This window comes from Streptomyces lydicus (assembly GCF_001729485.1).
GTDB lineage: Bacteria > Actinomycetota > Actinomycetes > Streptomycetales > Streptomycetaceae > Streptomyces > Streptomyces lydicus_D.
In genome coordinates, this window is sequence record NZ_CP017157.1 from 2894018 (window position 1) to 2916006 (window position 21989).

The following is a 21989-nucleotide window of genomic DNA, read 5'->3' on the forward strand; positions in this document are numbered from 1 at the left end:
CCCGCATTCCGAGCCTGCTGCCCTGCCCCTTGACTTTCGGCTGTACGAGGACGTGACCACAGATGTCGAACATGTCGAACCGCGACGCGAACGCCGGCTCCCCCGCCACCCCGAACATGACCGAGGAAAAGCTCCGCGATTATCTGAAGCGCGCGGTCAACGATCTGCGCCAGACCCGTCGCCGACTGAGCGAGGCGGAGGCCAAGGACCACGAGCCGATCGCCATTGTGTCGATGAGCTGCCGCTTCCCCGGTGAGGTGCGGTCGCCGGAAGAGCTGTGGCGTCTGGTGCGCGAGGGCGGCGACGCCATTACCGCGTTTCCCGACAACCGTGGCTGGGACGTCGAGACGCTGTACGACCCGGACCCGGAGCGCTCGGGCACGACGTATGTGCGCGAGGGTGGATTCCTGCACGAGGCGGCGGATTTTGATCCGGCGTTCTTCGGTATTTCGCCGCGTGAGGCGCTGGCGATGGATCCGCAGCAGCGGTTGCTGCTGGAGACGTCGTGGGAGGCAATTGAGCGGGCCGGCATCGACCCGCAGTCGCTGCGCGGTTCGCGCACCGGCGTATTCGTCGGCTCCAATTACCAGGACTACGCCACCCGTCTGCCCGAGGTGCCCGAAGAGGCGGAAGGCCACATCGGCATCGGCAACACGCCGAGTGTGGTCTCCGGCCGGGTGTCGTACACGTTCGGGCTGGAGGGTCCGGCGGTGACGGTGGACACCGCGTGCTCGTCGTCGCTGGTCGCCCTGCACCTGGCCTGCCACGCGCTGCGGCACGGCGACTGCACGATGGCGCTGGCCGGCGGCATCTCCGTGATGTCCTCGCCCGCTTCGTACGTCGAGTTCAGCAGGCAGCGGGGGCTCGCGCCGGACGCCCGGGTCAAGGCGTTCGGAGCGGGCGCGGACGGCACGGCGCTGTCCGAGGGCGTGGGCCTGTTCGTCGTGGAACGGCTGTCGGACGCACAGCGCAACGGCCACCCGGTGCTCGCCGTCATTCGCGGCAGCGCCATCAACCAGGACGGTGCGAGCAACGGCCTGACGGCCCCCAACGGCCCGTCCCAGGAGCGCGTCATCCGGCAGGCGCTGGCGCACGCCCGCCTGACCCCGGACCAGGTGGACGTGGTGGAGGCGCACGGCACCGGTACGACGCTGGGTGATCCGATCGAGGCGCAGGCGTTGCTGGCGACGTACGGGCAGGGGCGGGACGACGAGCGCCCGCTGTGGCTCGGTTCGGTGAAGTCCAACATCGGCCACACCCAGGCCGCCGCGGGGGCCGCCTCCGTGATCAAGATGATCATGGCGTTCGGCGCGTCGACCCTGCCGCGCACGCTGCATGCGGACGAGCCCTCCCACCGCATCGACTGGTCGGCGGGTGAGGTGGAGTTGCTGACGGAAGAGCGGGCCTGGCCGTCGTCGCCGGAGCGGGTGCGGCGGGCGGGTGTCTCGTCGTTCGGGATCAGTGGCACCAATGCGCATCTCGTACTGGAGGAGCCACCTGCCGCGGAGGAACCGCACCGTCCGGAGGCCCCGGGGGCTGCCGCGCCGGTGGTGGTGCCGTGGGTGGTTTCGGGTCGTGGGGAGCAGGGGCTGCGGGCGCAGGCGGAGCAGCTGCGGTCGTTCGTCGAGGCCCGGCCGGAGTTGGCGCCGGTCGATGTCGCGTACTCCCTGGTCACGAGCCGATCCGCGTGGGAGAACCGCGCGGTGGTGCTGGGGACCGACCGGTCTGGCCTGCTGGAGGGGCTGGGTGCGGTGTCTCGTGGCGAGGTGCCGGCGGCTGGTGTGGTGGAGGTGGTGGGGTCGGTTCGTGAGGTGGGGCGGACGGCTCTGGTTTTTCCTGGTCAGGGTTCGCAGTGGGTGGGGATGGGCGCGGAGTTGATCGCGTCGTCGCCGGTGTTCGCGGAGTGGATGCGGCGGTGTGGTGAGGCGCTGGCTCCGTTTGTGGACTGGGATCTGCTGGAGGTTGTGTCCGGGGGGCGTGAGCTGGGCCGGGTGGATGTGGTGCAGCCGGTGTCGTGGGCGGTGATGGTGTCGCTTGCGGAGTTGTGGCGTTCGGTGGGTGTGGTGCCGGATGCGGTGGTGGGTCATTCGCAGGGTGAGATTGCTGCTGCGGTGGTGGCGGGTGGTTTGTCGTTGGAGGACGGGGCGCGGGTGGTGGCGCTGCGGTCGCAGGTCATCGCCCGTGAGCTGGCCGGCCGCGGTGGCATGGCGTCGATCGCCCTGCCCGAGGCCCAGGTGCGACAACGCCTTGCTGGGGTTGCTGAGTTGGGTGTCGCGGCGGTCAACGGGCCGTCGTCGACCGTGGTGGCCGGCGACGCCGATGCGGTCGAGGCGTTCGTGGCGGCTTGTGAGGCCGAGGGGGTTCGGGCGCGTCGTATTCCGGTGGATTACGCGTCGCACTCGGCCCACGTGGAGGCCATCGAGCAGGAGCTGCTGAAGGTTCTGGAGGAGGTACGGCCGCAGCCCGGGAGCGTCCCCTTCTACTCGACGGTGGAGAACCGGTTCCTTGAGACCGAGGCTCTGGACGCCGGCTACTGGTATCGGAATCTGCGGCATCAGGTGCAGTTCGAGGCCGGTGTCCGGGCGCTGGCCGTGGACGGTTTCACCACCTTTGTGGAGTCCAGTGCGCATCCGGTGCTGACTGTCGGGGTCCAGGAGACGCTCGACGACACGGACATCGACGCCGTCGTCACAGGCTCGCTGCGCCGCGACGAAGGTGGTCTGGAGCGTTTCTTGACCTCGGCCGCCGAGTTGTATGTCACCGGTGTGCCCGTGGACTGGACACCGTTCCTTGCCGCGGAGGATGCCCGGCGCGTCGACCTGCCCACCTACGCCTTCCAGCGCGAACGCTTCTGGCTGGAGGTCCCGGCGTCGACGGACCCGGCGGCGCAGGCCCCCCTCGCCGGGGGCGACGTGGTGGATGCACGCTTCTGGGCTGCCGTGGAGGCGGAGGACTGGGAGGCGCTGAGCGGGACACTGGCATTGGCCGGTGATGCGCCGCTGAGCGCGGTGGTCCCCGCGTTGGCTTCCTGGCGCCGCGAGCGGCAGCGGGTGTCGGCCGTGGAGAACTGGCGCTACCGCGTGACCTGGAAGCCGGCGCCCGACGTCCGGCGCCCAGCTGCCGTGGACGGCACCTGGCTGGTGCTGGTCCCGACCGGGCATGCCGAGGACGCGTCGGTGACCGGCGCCGTAGCGGCGCTGACCGAAGGCGGCGCGTCCGTGGAGCAGCTGGAGCTGAGTGCGACCGACGCGGACCGGGTGGCCTGGCGTGCCCGTATCGAGGAGTGGCACGCCGCCGCACAGCTCGCTGACCGGCCGCTCGCCGGGGTGCTGTCGCTCCTCGCGCTGGACGAGCGTCCGCACGCCGGCCACCAGGCGATGGCCGCCGGCGTGGCGGGGACGCTGGCGCTGGTGCAGGCGCTGGAGGAGGCGGGTGTCGCGGCCCGCCTGTGGCTGGGGACCCGGGGCGCGGTGTCCGTCGGGGGCACGGACCCGCTGCTGAGTGCGGTCCAGGCACAGGTGTGGGGCATGGGCCGGGTCGTCGCCCTGGAGCTGCCGGAGCGCTGGGGCGGTCTGGTGGACCTGCCCGAGGCGTGGGACGGCCGGGCCGGCGCGCGGCTGTGCACGGTGCTGGCCGGCGGGCTGGACGACGAGGACCAGCTCGCGGTGCGGGGGTCAGGGGTGTTCGCCCGTCGTCTCGTCCGGGCCCCGCTCGCGGTAGCGGGCCGGGCGGACGAGGCCGGTGCGCAGCCGGGTGCGGGAGTGAGCAGCGGTACCGGTGCGCGTACGGGTACCGGCTCGGCGACGGACGCCGACGCCGCCTGGCGTACCCGCGGTACGGCTCTGGTCACCGGAGGCACCGGGGCACTCGGCCCGCACATCGCCCGCTGGCTCGCGGACAACGGTGCCGAGCACGTGGTGCTCGTCAGCCGGCGCGGTGCCGCTGCGCCGGGCATGGCCGAGCTGCGTGACGAACTCGCCGCCGGGGGCGTCCGGTTGACCGCCGCCGCCTGCGACGTCGCGGACCGTGACGCGGTCGCCGCGCTCCTGGCCGGGCTCGCCGCGGACGGCGACACCGTGCGTACGGTCATCCACGCCGCCGCCTTCATCGAGCTGGCCGCGCTGACCGAAGCCGACCCGGCCGAGTTCGCCGACGTGCTTGCCGCGAAGGTCGCCGGCGCGGCCCACCTGGACGCGCTGCTCGACGGGCACGACCTGGACGCGTTCGTCCTCTTCTCCTCCATCGCCGGCGTCTGGGGCAGCGGCGACCACGGTGCGTACGCCGCGGCCAACGCCTTCCTGGACGCCCTCGCCGAACAGCGTCACGCGCGGGGCCTGCCGGCCAGTTCCGTCGCTTGGGGCGTGTGGGACGTGTGGGATCCCGAGCGGCTGCCGGAGGGCGTCAAGCCCGAGCAGCTCCAGGCACGTGGCCTGCCGTTCCTCGACCCGGACACCGCCTTCTCCGCCCTGCGCCAGGTCCTCGCGCACCACGAGGCGTGCGTCACCGTCGCCGATGTGGACTGGGACCGTTTCGTTCCGGTCTTCACCTCGGCGGGGCCGCGTCCGCTGCTCGGCGGCGTCCCCGAGGCGCAACAGGCGCTCGACGCGGGCAGCGGCTCAGCGGGCGCGGGCGGCAGCGCCACCGGCGGTCCGGCGGGACCCGCCCCGTCGCCGTTGCGCGACCGGCTGTCCGGACTGGCGCCGGCGGAACGCCACGCCGTACTCCTCGATCTGGTCCGGGCCCAGGCCGCCTCGGTCCTGGGCCATGCCTCGCCCGAGGCGGTCGCACCCACCCGGGCCTTCCGGGACCTGGGCTTCGACTCGCTGACCGCGGTCGAGCTGCGCAACCGACTCAAGAACGCCACCGGTCTGCGCCTCCCGGCCACGCTGATCTTCGACTACCCGTCTCCCGCCGTCCTCGCCGGCTTTCTGCGCGGCGAGATCCTCGGTACGGAGGAGGCCGCCGGCACGGCCGCCCCGGCACCGGCCGTGCTCCCGGCGTCCGACGACGACCCGATCGTCATCGTGGGCATGGCCTGCCGCTTCCCCGGTGAGGTCCGGTCCCCGGAGGAGCTGTGGGAGCTGCTGACCCGCGGCGGCGAGGCGATCTCGGAGCTGCCGAACGATCGTGGCTGGGACGTCGAGTCGCTCTACGACCCCGACCCGGAACGACCGGGCAAGACGTACACCCGGCACGGCGGCTTCCTGTACGACGCGACGGATTTCGATGCGGCCTTCTTCGGCATCAACCCGCGTGAGGCGCTGGCGATGGATCCGCAGCAGCGGTTGCTGCTGGAGACGTCGTGGGAGGCGTTCGAGCGGGCCGGCATCGACCCGCAGTCGCTGCGCGGCAGCAGCACCGCGGTCTTCGCCGGGGTCAGCTACCACGATTACGGTTCGCGTCTGCAGGAGGCACCCGAGGGCGTCGAGGGCTACTTGGGCACGGGCAACACTGCGAGCATCGCCTCGGGCCGGGTCTCCTACCTCCTGGGCCTGGAGGGCCCCGCCGTCACGCTGGACACCGGTTGTTCGTCGTCGCTGGTCGCCGTGCATCTGGCCGCGCAGTCGCTGCGCCAGGGCGAATCCTCGCTGGCGCTCGCCGGCGGCGCGTCCGTCATGGCCGTACCCACCTCCTTCACGGAGTTCAGCCGGCAGCGCGGGCTGTCCGTCGACGGCCGGTGCCGGGCGTTCTCGGCCGACGCGGACGGCATGGGCATGGCCGAGGGAGCCGCCATGCTGCTGCTGGAGCGGTTGTCGGACGCGCGGCGCAACGGCCACCCGGTGCTGGCCGTGGTCCGCGGCACCGCAATGAACCAGGACGGCGCCAGCAACGGTCTCACCGCGCCGAACGGTCCCTCGCAGCAGCGGGTGATTCGCCAGGCGCTGGCCAACGCCCGTCTGTCGCCGGCCGAGGTGGATGCGGTGGAGGCGCACGGTACGGGGACCCGGCTGGGCGATCCGATCGAGGCGCAGGCGCTGCTCGCGACGTACGGGCAGGGTCGGGCGGAGGACCGCCCGCTGTGGCTCGGCTCGGTGAAGTCGAACATCGGCCACACGCAGGCCGCGGCCGGCGCCGCCGGCGTCATCAAGATGGTCAAGGCCCTGGAACACGGGCAGTTGCCGCGCACCTTGCACGCCGCCGAGCCGACGCCTCAGGTGGACTGGTCGGCGGGTGAGGTGGAGTTGCTGACGGAGGAGCGGGCCTGGCCGTCGTCCCCGGAGCGGGTGCGGCGGGCGGGTGTCTCGTCGTTCGGGATCAGTGGCACCAATGCGCATCTCGTACTGGAGGAGCCACCGGCCGCGGAGGAGCCGGAGCTCACGGCAGACCGGGAGGTTTCCGGGTCGGTTGTGGTGCCGTGGGTGGTTTCGGGGCGTGGTGCGGGGGCGTTGCGGGCGCAGGCGGGCCGGTTGCGGTCGTTCGTCGAGGCGCGGCCGGAGCTGAGCCCGGTGGAGGTGGGCCGGTCGCTGGCGGTGTCGCGGTCGGCTTTTGAGCGGCGCGCGGTGGTGCTGGGGGCCGACCGGTCTGGCCTGTTGGAGGGGCTGGGTGCGGTGTCTCGTGGTGAGGTGCCGGCGGCTGGTGTGGTGCAGGTGGTGGGGTCGGTTCGTGAGGTGGGGCGGACGGCTCTGGTTTTTCCTGGTCAGGGTTCGCAGTGGGTGGGGATGGGCGCGGAGTTGATCGCGTCGTCGCCGGTGTTTGCGGAGTGGATGCGGCGGTGTGGTGAGGCGCTGGCTCCGTTTGTGGACTGGGATCTGCTGGAGGTTGTTTCCGGGGGTCGCGGGTTGGGCCGGGTGGATGTGGTGCAGCCGGTGTCGTGGGCGGTGATGGTGTCGCTTGCGGAGTTGTGGCGTTCGGTGGGTGTGGTGCCGGATGCGGTTTTGGGTCATTCGCAGGGTGAGATTGCTGCTGCGGTGGTGGCGGGTGGTCTGTCGTTGGAGGACGGGGCGCGGGTGGTGGCGCTGCGGTCGCAGGTCATCGCGCGCGAGCTGGCCGGCCGCGGTGGCATGGCATCCATCGCCCTGCCCGAGGCCCAGGTGCGTCAACGCCTGAACCAGACAGCCGAGTTGGGTGTCGCGGCGGTCAATGGTCCGGCGTCGACGGTGGTGTCCGGGGATGCGGCCGCGGTTGAGGCGTTCGTCTCCTCCTGCGAAACGGAAGGCATTCGGGCGCGTCGTATTCCGGTGGATTACGCGTCGCACTCGGCCCACGTGGAGGCCATCGAGCAGGAGCTGCTGAAGGTTCTGGAGGACGTACGGCCGCAGCCCGGGAGCGTCCCCTTCTACTCGACGGTGGAGAACCGGTTCCTCGACACGGAGGCTCTGGACGCCGGCTACTGGTACCGGAATCTGCGGCATCAGGTGCAGTTCGAGGCCGGTGTCCGGGCGCTGGCCGCGGAGGGTTTCACCACCTTCGTGGAGTCCAGTGCGCATCCGGTGCTGACTGTCGGGGTCCAGGAGACGCTCGACGACGCGGACATCGACGCCGTCGTCACAGGCTCGCTGCGCCGCGACGAAGGTGGTCTGGAGCGTTTCCTGACCTCGGCTGCCGAGTTGTATGTCACCGGTGTGCCAGTGGACTGGACACCGTTCCTTGCCGCGGAGGACGCCCGGCGCGTCGACCTGCCCACCTACGCCTTCCAGCGCGAACGCTTCTGGCTGGAGGCCCCCGCTTCCGCTGTCGGCGATATGGCGGCTGCCGGGCTGACGACCGCGAGTCATCCGTTGTTGGGGGCGGCGGTTGAGGTTGCTGGGTCGGACGAGGTGTTGTTCACGGGGCGGTTGTCGCTGCAGTCGCATCCGTGGTTGGCGGATCATGCGGTGGCCGGGACGGTGTTGTTGCCGGGTACGGCGTTCGTGGAGCTGGCGGTGCGTGCCGGTGACGAGGTGGGTTGCGGGCAGGTCGAGGAGCTGGCGCTGGAGGCTCCGTTGATCGTGCCGGAGCGTGGTGGTGTCTCCCTGCAGCTCGGCCTGGGTGCCGCCGACGACTCCGGACGCCGGGCGTTGAGCATCTATTCGCGTGCGCCGGGTGACGAGCGCGGCCCCTGGACGCGGCACGCCAGCGGCACGCTGGCCTCCGTCGGCGCCGCGGAAACCGCCGACGTCCCGGCCGGGACGGAGTTCGCGGTGTGGCCGCCGGTGGGTGCGGAGCGGATAGCGATCGAGGGCTACTACGACCGGCTCGCCGCGCAGGGCTACGGGTACGGTCCGGCGTTCCACGGGCTGCGGGCGGCCTGGCGGCGGGGCGACGAGCTGTTCGCCGAGGTCCAGCTGCCCGAGACGGTGGCGTCGGAGGCGGCGGCCTTTGGCCTGCACCCCGCCCTCCTGGACGCCGCCCTGCACACGCTGGGCCTCGGAGCGGTGCCCGGCGTGGGCGCGGGACAGGCACGTCTGCCGTTCTCCTGGAGCGGGGTGTCTCTCCACCTGACGGGTGCCGCCGGGCTACGCGTGCGGGTCACGCCGCTGGACCAGGACACCGTCTCGGTGACGGTCGCCGACCCCACGGGCGCCCCGGTGGCCTCGATCGAGTCGCTGGTCACCCGGCCGGTCTCCACGGAGTCGCTCAGGGAAGCGAGTTCGCCCGTGCGCGACGCGATGTTCGCGGTGGACTGGCACCGGCTCCCGATGGTGGCCGGCACCGCGGCATCCGTGCGCCATTGGGCCGTCCTGAGCGGTGGCGAGGAAGCAGACGTGGTGGGCGTCGCAGACGTGGCAGCCGAGGGACGCGTGGCAGCCGAGGGACGGGTGGCTGGGCTGGTCGGTGCGCTGGAGCGGTCCGGAGCGGCCGTGTCCTGCCACGCCGACCTGGCTGCGCTCACCGCCGCCCAGTCGCAGTCGCCGCACGACGTTCCCGACGTGGTGGTTCTCCCGTGCCTCGCGGGGGACCACGAGGGCGCCGGGCTCGCCGAGGCCACCCATGCCGCGCTGCGCCGGATTCTCGAAGTGGTGCAGGCATGGCTGGCCGATGAGCGTTTCGCCTCGTCGCGGCTGGTCGTCCTCACCCGAGGTGCGGTCGCGACCACACCCGACGAAACGGAGCTGGATCTTCCCCATGCCGCCGTGTGGGGTTTGTTGCGGTCGGCGCAGTCGGAGCATCCGGATCGGTTTGTGCTGGTGGATGTGGATGTGGATGCGGGTGCGGGGGCGGGGTTGGGCGGTGGTGGTGTGGCTGCTTCGTTGGGTGTGTTGGGTGCGGTGGTGGTGTGTGGGGAGCCGCAGGTTGCGGTGCGTGGTGGTGTGGTGTGGGTGCCGCGTGTGGTGCGGGCGCGGGTGCCGGTGGTGGGTGGTGTGCGGGGTGGTTTGTGGGGTGAGGGTGCGGTGCTGGTGACGGGGGCCAGTGGTGTTTTGGCGGGTGTGGTGGTGCGGCATTTGGTGGGTGTGTGTGGGGTGCGGCGTGTGGTGTTGGTGTCGCGTCGTCCTGCTGAGGAATTGGCTGCTGAGGTGCGTGGGTTGGGTGCTGAGGCGGTGGTGGTGGCGTGTGATGTGGCGGATCGTGGTGTGTTGGCGGGTGTGTTTGCTGAGCATCGGGTTTCGGCTGTGGTGCATGCGGCGGGTGTGTTGGATGACGGTGTGGTGGAGGGGTTGTCTCCGGAGCGGGTGGGGGGTGTGCTGCGGCCGAAGGTGGAGGGTGCGGTGGTGTTGGATGAGGTGTCGCGTGGTGTGGATCTGAAGGCGTTTGTGCTGTTTTCTTCTGCGGCGGGGACGTTGGGTGGTCCGGGGCAGGGGAGTTATGCGGCGGCGAATGCGTTCTTGGATGCGTTGGCGCAGCGACGTCGTGCCCAGGGTCTGCCCGCCACCTCACTCGGCTGGGGCTTCTGGGAGGAGCGCAGCGGGCTGACCGGCAACCTCGGCCGTGCCGACCTGAACCGGATGTCGCGGGTGGGCATCGCTCCGATGACCTCGCAGGAAGGGCTGGCACTGTTCGACGCGGCCTGCGCGACGGACGAACCGATGCTGCTGCCGATGCGGCTGGAGACCTCCGCGCTGCGTGCGTTGGCCACGTCCGGCGGCGTGCCGCCGCTGCTCAGTGCGCTGGTACGGACTCCGGTCCGCCGTACCGCAGCGGACGGCGGGGGCGCGGCGAACGGCGCGGAGTCGTTGCAGGAGCGGCTGAGCAAGGTCTCCGCGGCGGAGCGGGCCGGTGCGCTGGAAGATCTGGTCGTCGCGCAGGTGGCGTCCGTACTGGGGCACACCTCGGTGGCGGCGGTCGAGCCCGGCCGTCCGTTCAAGGAGCTGGGCTTCGACTCGCTGACCGCGGTCGAGTTGCGCAACCGCCTGAAGAACGCCACCGGGCTGCGCCTGCCGGCCACCCTGGTGTTCGACCATCCGACGCCCGAGGCCGTCGCCGCCCACTTGGGGGCCAAGCTCTTCCCCGAGGCGGCGAACACCGCACCGGCCGCACCGGGTGATCCCGGGTCGGACGACGGCTCCCGCGCGGTCACCGGCGCGGACCGGAACGGGTCCCAGGACCTCACGGACTCGATCGACACGATGGACATCGATCACCTCGTCAGCCTCGCTCTCGACGGCGAGGACGGCTGACCGGTCCGCCGGCCCGAACCGGCGCCGACTCGCCCTCGGCGCCGGTCCCCGGCCCCTCCGGCGACCTCGCCCCGCTCACCCCTCGCCCTCCCAACCCTCCAGCCCTCCAGCCCTCCCCATCCCTCCGGACCCCTCTTCGACGCCTGAGCGCAGGCGGAACGCGGAACGTGGAGAACCAGATGACCAACCCTGACGCGAAGGTCGTCGCCGCCCTGCGAGCCTCCCTCAAGGAGACCGAGCGGCTGCGCCAGCACAACCGTGAGCTCGTCGACCGCTCCCATGAGCCCCTCGCGATCGTCGCGATGAGCTGCCGCTTCCCCGGCGGCGTCCGGACGCCGGAAGACCTGTGGCGACTGGTGGCCGAGGGTGAGGACGCGGTCTCGGAGTTCCCCGCCGACCGCGGCTGGAATACCGACGTCCTGCGCGGTGAAGGCGGGTTCGTGCATGACGCGGGTGACTTCGACGCGGGGTTCTTCGGTATTTCGCCGCGTGAGGCGCTGGCGATGGATCCGCAGCAGCGGTTGCTGCTGGAGACGTCGTGGGAGGCGGTCGAGCGGGCGGGGCTGGACCCCCGTGCGCTGCGGGGCAGCCGTACCGGTGTCTTCACCGGCGTGATGTACCACGACTACGCCGACCTCGTACTCCGCTCCCCGGACGCGGTCGAGGGCTATGTCTACAACGGCAGTGCGGGCAGCATTGCGTCGGGCCGGGTGTCGTATGTGCTCGGGCTGGAGGGCCCGGCGGTGACGGTGGACACCGCGTGCTCGTCGTCGCTGGTGGCGCTGCACCTGGCGGCGCAGGCGCTGCGCAACGGTGAGTGCACCCTCGCACTGGCCGGCGGCGCCGCGGTGATGTCCACGCCCGTGCTGTTCGACGAGTTCGCGCGCGGACAGGGCATCGGGCTGGCGTCCGACGGGCGCTGCAAGGCGTTCGCGGACAGCGCGGACGGCACGAACCTCTCCGAAGGTGTGGGGGTGCTGTTGCTGGAGCGGTTGTCGGACGCGCGGCGCAACGGGCATCCGGTGCTGGCCGTGGTCCGCGGCAGCGCCGTGAACCAGGACGGTGCCAGCAACGGTCTGACCGCGCCCAACGGACCCGCCCAGGAGCGGGTCATCCGGCAGGCCCTCGCCCAGGCCCGGTTGACCTGCGCCGACGTGGACGCCGTGGAGGCGCACGGTACCGGCACCGCGCTCGGTGACCCCATCGAGGCGCAGGCCCTGCTGGAGACGTACGGGCAGCAGCGTGCGGGTCAACAGCCGCTGTGGCTGGGCTCGTTGAAGTCCAACATCGGGCACACCCAGGCTGCGGCCGGGGTGGGTGGTGTGATGAAGATGGTGCTGGCGTTGCAGCACGGGGTGTTGCCGCGGACGCTGCATGTGGACCGGCCGTCGCGGCACGTGGAATGGTCGGCGGGCGCGGTCTCGCTGCTGACCGAGCGGATTCCCTGGCCGGAGACCGGACGGCCGCGCCGGGCCGGCGTCTCCTCCTTCGGCGTCAGCGGCACCAACGCGCATGTCATCGTCGAACAGGCCCCGGACGACCAGGAGGCGACGGAACGGGCGGCGACGGCGGAACCGGAGGCACCCCTCCCGGTTCCGGGCAAGTTCGCAAAGTCCGTACAGACCGCGGAGTCCGTACAGTCCGCGGAGTTCGTACGGTCCGCGGAGTCCGTGAAGTCCGCGGAGTCTGCCGAGCCCGCCCCCGACGCCCCCGCCGCCGCCCGTGCGCTGCCCGTCCCCTGGGTGCTGTCGGGCCGTTCCGGGGCCGCGCTGCGTGCCCAGGCGGAGCGGTTGCGCGCCCACCTGGCCGCCCACGGGGCCGACGACCCGCGCGCGACCGCCCTCGCGCTCGCCACCACCCGCACCGCCTTCGAGCACCGGGCGGTGCTGCACTCCGGCGGTCCCGGCGGACTGCCCGCCGCCCTCGACGCGCTCGCCGAGGGGCGTACCACGCCGTCCGTGGTGCGCGGCCCGGGCCGCCGGGAGGGTCGGACCGCCTTCCTGTTCACCGGCCAGGGCAGCCAGTACGCCGGCATGGGGCGCGAGCTGTACACCGCCGCCCCGGCGTTCGCCGCGGCACTGGACGAGGTCGCACGGCACCTCGATCCGCACCTTGAACGACCCCTGCTCGACGTGCTGTTCGCCGAACCCGCCTCACCCGACGCGGAGGCGCTCGACCGGACCCGCTACACCCAGGCCGGGCTCTTCGCCGTCGAGGTCGCGCTGTACCGGCTGGTGGAGGGCTGGGGGATGCGCCCCGACGCGCTGCTGGGGCACTCCATCGGGGAACTGGCCGCCGCGCACGTCGCGGGCGTCTTCGGTCTGGCCGACGCCTGCCGGCTGGTGGCTGCCCGTGGGCGGCTGATGCAGGCGCTGCCCGCCGGCGGCGCGATGGTGTCCGTCCGGGCGGGCGAGGACGACGTACGGCCGCTGCTTTCCGGCCAGGAGGACCGGGTGGGCATCGCGGCCGTCAACGGGCCCCGGTCCGTGGTCGTGTCCGGTGACGAGGACGCGGTCCTCGCGGTGGCCGCCGAGCTGGCCGGCCGCGGTCACCGCACCAAGCGGCTCAACGTCAGCCACGCCTTCCACTCCCCGCGCATGGACCCGATGCTGCGGGACTTCCGGCGCGTCGCGGAAACCGTGGACTTCCACCCGCCGCGCATACCCGTCATCTCCAACGTGACCGGACGCACGGCCACGGCTGAGGAGTTGTGCGCAGCCGAGTACTGGGTGCGGCACATCCGGCAGGCGGTGCGCTTCGGCGACGGCGTCCGCGCCCTGCGCGACCTCGGCGTCGGTACGTACCTGGAGCTCGGCCCGGGCGGGGTGCTGTGCGCGATGGGGCAGGAAGCCCTCGGTGACGGGCCGGCGCAGTCGGTGGGCGGCTCGCCGTTCGCCGCGACGCTGCGCCGCGGCCGCCCCGAGCCGGAGTCGGTGCTGGAGGCCGTCGCCGCGGCCTTCGTCCGCGGCACGGAGGTCGACTGGGCCGGGTATCTCGGTGGCGACGACCGGCAGCGGCGCGTGGACCTGCCCACGTACGCGTTCCAGCGGCAGCGTTACTGGCCGCGGAGCCCGCTGACGCACGGCGGTGACGCGGCGTCCCTGGGCCTGGAGGACGCGGCCCACCCGTTGCTCGCCGCGGTCGTGGAGGCCCCCGGAACCGGCGAACTGGTCCTCACCGGGCGGCTGTCGCTCGCTGCCCAGCCCTGGCTGGCCGATCACACCGTCCTGGGCAGTGCCGTCCTGCCGGGCACCGCCCTGGTGGAACTCGCGCTGCGGGCCGGCGCACGGGCCGGCTGCGACCTCCTGGACGAACTGACGCTGGAGACCCCGGTCGTGCTGCCCGCCGACGGCGGGCTGCAGCTCAGGCTGCTGATCGAGCCCGCCGACGAGGCCGGGCGCCGCACGTTCACCGTGCACTCCCGGCCGGACGCCGACCCGGCCGGCACGCCCTGGACGCGGCACGCCGGCGGCACCCTGGTGGCAGCGGCGGCCCCCGCCCACCGGCCGCGGCCCTTCGAGCCGACGGCCTGGCCGCCGCCGGGGGCCGAGCCGCTGGAGGTGGCCGAGTGGTACGGGCGCGGCAGCGAAGCCGGTGTCGCCTACGGCCCGGCCTTCCAGGGGATGCGGGCGGCCTGGCGGCGCGGTGACGAGGTCTTCGCCGAGGTGGCCCTGCCGTCCGAGGCCGACACCGCCGGGGACGCCGACCTGTACGGCCTGCACCCGGCGCTGCTCGACGCCGCCCTCCAGACCGTCGGACTGGCGACCGGCGCGGCGGACGAGGAGGCGCGCCCCCGCATGCCGTTCGCCTGGCGCGGCGTACGGCTGTACGCCACCGGCGCGCGCACCCTGCGCGTCCGGCTGACCACCCTCACCGAGGACACCGCCGCGGGCGACGGCTCCGCCGGTACCCGGATCGCCCTGGACGTCGCCGACCCCGCGGGCGCGCCGGTCGTCACGGTCGACTCGCTGGCGCTGCGGCCGGTCACCGCGGGCCAGGTGGCGGGCGTACGGAACGCCGTACGGGAGTCGTTGTACCGGGTGACCTGGCAGCCGCTGACCCCAGGGGACACCGGGAGCACCGGCATCCCCGGGAGCACCGGTGGCACGGAGAACCCCGGCCGGCAGGCGACGAGTTACGCGGTGATCGGCGAAGGCGACGACCACGGCGACAGCGACAGCGACAGCGACGGCCACGGCGACCGGTCCGGTGCCTGGTGCGCCGAGGTCGCCGCCGCACTGCCCGGCGCGGTACGCAGCGCCGATCTCGCCTCGCTGGCCACCGCGCCCGACGTGGTGGTCGTGCCCTGCTCGGGAGAGCTGCACCCGGCTCTGCACCGGGTGCTGGCGCTGGTCCAGGAGTATCTGGCCGATGAGCGCTTCGCCTCCTCGCGGCTGGTCGTGCTGACCCGGGGGGCCGTCGCGGCCGGACCGGACGAAGAGCTGCCCGGACTGGCGCACGCACCGGTGTGGGGTTTGTTGCGGTCGGCGCAGTCGGAGCATCCGGATCGGTTTGTGCTGGTGGATGTGGATGCGGGTGCGGGGGCGGGGTTGGGCGGTGGTGGTGTGGCTGCTTCGTTGGGTGTGTTGGGTGCGGTGGTGGTGTGTGGGGAGCCGCAGGTTGCGGTGCGTGGGGGTGTGGTGTGGGTGCCGCGTGTGGTGCGGGCGCGGGTGCCGGTGGTGAGTGGTGTGCGGGGTGGTGTGTGGGGTGAGGGTGCGGTGCTGGTGACGGGTGCCAGTGGCGTGTTGGCGGGTGTGGTGGTGCGGCATTTGGTGGGTGTGTGTGGGGTGCGGCGTGTGGTGTTGGTGTCGCGTCGTCCTGCTGAGGAATTGGCTGCTGAGGTGCGTGGGTTGGGTGTTGAGGCGGTGGTGGTGGCGTGTGATGTGGCGGATCGTGGTGTGTTGGCGGGTGTGTTTGCTGAGCATCGGGTTTCGGCTGTGGTGCATGCGGCGGGTGTGTTGGATGACGGTGTGGTGGAGGGGTTGTCTCCGGAGCGGGTGGGGGGTGTGCTGCGGCCGAAGGTGGAGGGTGCGGTGGTGTTGGATGAGGTGTCGCGTGGTGTGGATCTGAAGGCGTTTGTGCTGTTTTCTTCTGCGGCGGGGACGTTGGGTGGTCCGGGGCAGGGGAGTTATGCGGCGGCGAATGCGTTTTTGGATGCGTTGGCGCAGCGACGTCGTGCCCAGGGTCTGCCCGCCACCTCACTCGGCTGGGGCCTGTGGGACACCGCCGGCGGCATGACGGACGAGCTGACCGACACCGACCGTCACCGGCTGAGCCGGTCCGGCGTCCAGGGGCTCTCCACGGACGACGGCCTGGCGCTGCTCGACGCCGCCTGCGCCACGGAAGAGCCCCACCTCCTGCCGCTCCGGCTGGACCTCGGCGCGCTGCGGGCCGCCGCCGACGGGCCCGGCGACGTACCGGCCATGCTGCGCGGGCTGCTGCCGAAGACCCTGCGTCGCGCCGCGGCGGACGCACCGGATGCCGAGCCGACGCGGTCCTTCGCCCAGCGCCTGCGCGCGTTGCCCGAGGACGAGCGCCACGAGGCCGGCCTGCGCCTGGTCCGGGAGCAGACCGCCGAGATCCTGGGCTATGCGGGGCCTGAAGAGGTGCCCGCCGAGCGGGCCTTCAACGAGCTGGGCTTCGACTCGCTCACCGCCCTGGAACTGCGCAACCGCCTCACCGCGTCGACCGGGCTCCAGCTGCCCGCGACGCTGGTCTTCGACCACCCCACGCCCGAGGCGCTGGCCCGTCACCTCACCGGTGAGGTCACGGGGGCGGCCGGGACGGCGGGCGCGCCGGTGCCCACGCCCGCGTCCCCGCCCACCGAGGACCAGGACGACCCGGTCGTCATCGTCTCCATGGCCTGCCGCTATCCGGGCGGGGTCCGTACCCCGGAACAGCTGTGGCAGCTCGTCGCCGCCGGCAGCGACGTGATCTCCGACTTCCCCGCCGACCGCGGCTGGCACACCGAGGAGCTGTACCACCCGGACCCGGACCACCCGGGCACGACGTACTCCTGCGAGGGCGGATTCCTCTACGACGCGGGTGACTTCGACGCGGGGTTCTTCGGGATCTCGCCGCGTGAGGCGCTGGCGATGGATCCGCAGCAGCGGTTGCTGCTGGAGACGTCGTGGGAGGCGGTCGAGCGGGCGGGGCTGGACCCCCGTGCGCTGCGGGGCAGCCCTACCGGTGTCTTCACCGGCGTGATGTACCACGACTACGGCAGCGGACCGGTCGACGTACCCGAGGACGTCGAGGCGTTCCTCGGCAACGGCAGCGCGGGCAGCATCGCGTCGGGCCGGGTGTCGTACGCCCTCGGGCTGGAGGGCCCGGCGGTGACGGTGGACACCGCGTGCTCGTCGTCGCTGGTGGCGCTGCACCTGGCGGCGCAGGCGCTGCGCAGCGGCGAGTGCACCCTCGCACTGGCCGGCGGGGCGACCGTGATGGCCACCCCGGGTACCTTCGTCGGCTTCAGCCGGCAGCGGGGCCTCGCCGCCGACGGGCGCTGCAAGGCGTTCGCCGACGGCGCGGACGGCACCGGCTGGGGCGAGGGCGTGGGGGTGCTGCTGCTGGAGCGGCTGTCGGACGCGCGGCGCAACGGGCATCCGGTGCTGGCCGTGGTCCGCGGCAGCGCCGTGAACCAGGACGGTGCCAGCAACGGCCTGACCGCGCCCAACGGCCCCGCCCAGCAACGCGTCATCCGCCAAGCCCTCGCCCACGCGCGCCTTGAGCCGGCGGATGTCGACGCGGTCGAGGGACACGGCACCGGCACCAGGCTCGGTGACCCCATCGAGGCGCAGGCCCTGCTCGCCACCTACGGGCAGCAGCGCGCCGGTCAACAGCCGCTGTGGCTGGGCTCGTTGAAGTCCAACATGGGACACACCCAGGCTGCGGCCGGGGTGGGTGGTGTGATGAAGATGGTGCTGGCGTTGCAGCACGGGGTGTTGCCGCGGACGCTGCATGTGGACCGGCCGTCGCAACATGTGGACTGGTCGGCGGGCGCGGTCTCGCTGCTGACCGAGCGGATTCCCTGGCCGGAGACCGGACGGCCGCGCCGGGCCGGTGTCTCCTCCTTCGGGATCAGCGGCACCAACGCGCACGTGATCCTGGAGCAGCCCGCACCCATGACCGTGGGGGCCGGGCCCGACACGTCCGACACCCCCACCCCGCCCGGCGGGCCGACGCCCGTGCTGCCGTGGGTCCTCTCCGCCAGGACGCCGGCGGCACTGCGCGAACAGGCCGCCACGCTAAGGGAGTTCGTCAGCGAACGGCCCGGGACCGGCGCCGCGGACCTGGGGCTCTCCCTCGCCACCACCCGAACCGCCTTCGAGCACCGCGCCGCGGTCGTCACCGGGGACCGGGCCGGTGCCCTGGCGGCGCTGACCTCCCTGGCCCGCGGGGAGAGCGCGCCCGGCGCCCTGCAGGGAACCGCGGCGGCCGGCGGCCGGACCGCGTTCCTCTTCTCCGGTCAGGGCAGTCAGCGGGCGGGCATGGGGGCGGAGCTGTACGCCTCGCACCCCGTTTACGCACGGGCCTTCGACGAGGTCTGCGGCCACCTCGACCGGCGGCTGGCACGGCCGCTGCGCGAGGTGGTGTGCGCGGACCCCGGGACGCCGGACGCCGCGCTGCTGGCACGGACGGAGTACGCGCAGCCTGCCCTGTTCGCCGTCGAGGTCGCGCTGTTCCGGCTGTGGGAGAGCTGGGGCCTGCGGCCGGACGCGGTGGCCGGGCACTCGATCGGTGAACTCGCGGCGGCACACGTCGCCGGGGTGTTCGACCTGGCCGACGCGGCCCGGCTGGTGACCGCCCGGGGCAGGGTGATGCAGGAGCTGCCCGGCGGCGGGGCCATGGTCTCCCTCCAGGCCGCCGAGGACGAGGTGCTGCCGCTGCTGGCCGGACACGAACGCGAGGTCTCCGTCGCGGCGCTGAACGGCCCGGCGTCGGTGGTCGTCTCCGGCACCGAGGGCGCCGTCGCCGACGTCGCCGCGCACTTCGAGGCGCTGGGGCGCAGGACCCGCCGGCTGCGGGTGAGCCACGCCTTCCACTCGCCGCTGATGGACCCGGCCCTGGACGCGTTCCGGCAGGTGGCCCGCGAGGTGACCTACCACGCCCCGCGCATCCCGCTGGTCTCGGACGTCACCGGTGACACCGCGACGGACGAGCAGCTGACCGACCCCGAGTACTGGGTGCGCCACGCCCGGGAGGCCGTGCGCTTCGCAGACCAGGTGCGCACGCTGGCCGGACAGGGCGTGACCACCTTCGTCGAGGTGGGACCCGACGCCGTACTGACCGCCATGGCGCGCGAGAGCCTGAGCGCGGACGCGGTGGCCGTGGCGAGCCTGCGCAGGGACCGTCCGGAGCCCCAGGCGGTGGCCACCGCCCTCGCCGAACTCCACGTCGGCGGCGTACGCGTGGACTGGCCGGCGGTGTTCGCGGACACCGGCGCGCGACCGGTGGAGCTGCCCACGTACGCGTTCCAGCGGGACCGCTACTGGCTGCGCTCCGCCCCGTCCACCGTGGGCGCCCGCGCGTCCGCCACGCCGGACGCCCCCGCGTCGGTACGTCCCGACGGGGCGCCCGAGGACCGCTTCTGGCGGGCCGTCGCGGACCGCGACCCGGTCGCGCTGGCCACCCTGCTGGACGTGGACTCGGCACGTGAGGAGACCTCGCTGAAGGCCGTGCTCGCGCTGCTGTCCGACTGGCGCGCCGGCCGCGCCGAGGCGCCGGCCGCGCCGGAACCGGGCACGGCCGAACCGGGCGCGGACTGGTTCCACCGCCTCGCCTGGCACCCGCTGACCGACCGTGCCGGCGCGCCGGCCCCCACCGGCACCTGGCTGGTCGTCGCCCCGGCCGGCCGCCCGGACGATGCCGTGGTGGCCGGCGCGGTCGCGGCGCTGGAGGAAGGCGGCGCCGAGGTGATCCTGATCGAGTCGGCGGGGGCGGCCGGCAACGCGGCGGACGACGCCGGCCGGGACCGGTCCGCGCCCGGCGCGGCCACGCTCGCGGAGCGGCTGCACCGGGCGGCCGACGGCCGGCAGCTCGACGGCGTGCTCTCGCTCCTCGGGCTCGCCGAGGGGGAGGTGCCCGGCCACCCCGGCACCGCCCCCGGACCGGCCCGCACCCTGGAACTGCTGCGCGCCCTCGACGCCGGGGACGTGCCGGGTGGCACGGCGCCGGTCTGGGTGGCCACCCGCGGCGCCGTATCGGTCGGCCGCTCCGACCGGCCGGCGGACCCCGTTCAGGCGCAGACCTGGGGGCTGGGCCGGGCCGCGGCCCGGGAGGCGGCCGACCGCTGGGGCGGCCTGGTCGACCTGCCCGCGCACCTCGACGCGCGGGCCCGGGCCCGGCTGCGTGCCGTCCTCGTCGGCGCGATCGGAGCGGATGCGAAGGGCCCGAACGCGGAGGCCGGCGGGCTCGCCGAGACCGGCGCGAGCCGGGAGGACGAGGTCGCCCTGCGGCCGTCCGGCGCGTACGCCCGGCGCCTGGTGCCGGCCCCGCAGCCGCCCACCGGACCCGCCCCCGGCTGGACCACGCGCGGAACGGCACTGCTCACCGACGTGACGACGCCCGAGGGCCCGCACCTCGCCCGCTGGCTGGCCCGCGCCGGTGCCGAACACCTGGTACTGCTGGTACCGCCCGGCACCGACACGCCCGACCAACTCACCCGCGAACTGGCGGAGTTGCCGGCCGAGGTCACCGTCGCCCGGTGCGACACCCGCGACCGGGCGGCGCTGGCCGCGCTCCTCGACGGGCTGACCACCGACGGCCGGCCGGTGCGTACGGTCGTGCACACGGCCGGCACGCCCCGCCCCGCCCCCCTGAGCGGCACCCCGCGCACCGTCCTGGCCGAGGCCCTGACCGCCCGGGCCGCGGCTGCCGAGCACCTGGCCGAACTGCTCGGCCCCGACACCTTGGACGCCTTCGTCGTCTGCTCCTCCGCCGCCGGTACCTGGGGCGCCGAGGGGCAGGCGGCTGCTGCCGCCGCCGACGCCCACCTCGCAGCCTGGGCCGCCCACCGGCGGGAGTCGGGGCTGCCGGTGACCGTGGTCGCCTGGGGGCCGTGGGCCGGGAACGCCGCCACGGACCGGGCGGCCACGAGCGACGGGCTCACCCCGCTGCACCCGGCCGCGGCCGTCCGTGCGCTGCATCGGATCCTCGACGCGGGCGGCGGCACCGACCGGCTCGTGGCGGACGTGGACGGGGAACGGTACGTCGCCGGCTGCCCCGCCGGCCGCGTCAGCCCACTGGTCCGCGAACTACCGCCGGTGCGGGCCGCGTCGGCCGCGCAGGCCGCAGCCCACGGCCGGGACGGGGACGTGCCGGGCCGGCCCGGCGGGCCGTGCGGCGGGACACCCGACGAGCTGCGGCAGCGCCTCGCCGGGCTGCCGGCGGACCAGCGGCCGGCCCTGCTGCTGGAGCTGGTCCGGGCCCGCTCCGCCACCGTGCTCGGCCATGCCGACCCGCGGTCCGTCGGCGCCGACGACGACTTCCTCGACATCGGCTTCGCCTCCATGACCGCCGTCGAACTGCGCAACCAACTGGTCGCGGACACCGGAGTGGAGCTGCCGCCGACCCTGATCTACGACTGCCCCACACCGGCAGCCCTCGCCACGTACCTGCTCGAAGAAGTGCACCAACTGAAGGAGCCCGTTTCATGACCACCCCCGCGACGGCATCCGCGATCCACCGCGCCAACCCCTGGATCCATCGCTACCACCCGGCTCCGGACGGTGCGCCGACCCTGGTCTGCTTCCCGCACGCCGGGGGCTCGGCCACCTTCTACCACCCGGTCTCCCGCACGCTGTCCCCGCAGGTGGAGGTGGTGGCCGTGCAGTATCCGGGACGTCAGGAGCGGTACGGCGAACCGGCGATCGACAACCTCGCGGAACTCGCCGACCGCGCCCACGAGGCGCTCACCCCGCTCGCCGGCCGTCCGCTCGCGCTGTTCGGCCACAGCATGGGCGCGACCGTCGCCTTCGAAGTGGCCCGGCGGATGGAGCGGGACACCGGCGCGGGGCCCCTCATGCTGTTCCTCTCGGGCCGCCGGGCGCCCTCCCGACGCCGCAGCGACCGGGTCAGCGACGGCGGTGACGCGGCGCTGCTCCGGGAACTCCGGCTGCTGCGCGGCACCGACCCCGCGATGCTGGACGACCCCGAGATCGTCGAGATGATCCTGCCCGCCCTGCGCGCCGACTACCGGGCGATCGAATCCCACCGCTGCCCGCCCGACGCCGCGGTGCGCTGCCCGGTCACCGTGCTCACCGGTGACGCCGACCCGCACACCACCGTCGAGGAAGCGCGGGCCTGGTCCGACCACACCACCGGCGGCTGCGACATCGAGATCTTCCCCGGTGGCCACTTCTTCCTCGCGGACCGGTCCGCGGACGTCATCGCCGCCGTCGCCCGGCGCCTGCGGACGCACGCGGCGACGGCATGACGACCGGCGGCGGCCCC

The 21989-nt window shown here is 73.5% G+C and carries 3 protein-coding genes; all 3 read left to right on the forward strand.

The features are described from left to right. Nucleotides 1–71: 71 nt before the first annotated feature. Nucleotides 72–10535, forward strand: a complete 10464-nt coding sequence (locus SL103_RS39220; RefSeq protein WP_432215392.1) for a type I polyketide synthase — start codon at nt 72–74, stop codon at nt 10533–10535. Nucleotides 10536–10714: 179 nt separating this feature from the next. Then, nucleotides 10715–21193, forward strand: a complete 10479-nt coding sequence (locus SL103_RS38645) for a type I polyketide synthase (RefSeq protein WP_432215350.1) — start codon at nt 10715–10717, stop codon at nt 21191–21193. Continuing rightward, nucleotides 21190–21972 (forward strand): thioesterase II family protein, encoded by a 783-nt coding sequence (locus SL103_RS12500; protein WP_069568924.1) that lies wholly within the window; start codon nt 21190–21192, stop codon nt 21970–21972. Before SL103_RS38645 ends, SL103_RS12500 begins: the two co-directional genes overlap by 4 nt. Nucleotides 21973–21989: the final 17 nt, after the last annotated feature.

Bases quoted from the DNA above. Each gene is read 5' to 3' on its own strand.
- SL103_RS38645 (WP_432215350.1), top strand. From the start codon at position 10,715: ATGACCAACCCTGACGCGAAGGTCGTCGCCGCCCTGCGAGCCTCCCTC.
- SL103_RS39220 (WP_432215392.1), top strand. From the start codon at position 72: ATGTCGAACCGCGACGCGAACGCCGGCTCCCCCGCCACCCCGAACATG.
- SL103_RS12500 (WP_069568924.1), top strand. From the start codon at position 21,190: ATGACCACCCCCGCGACGGCATCCGCGATCCACCGCGCCAACCCCTGG.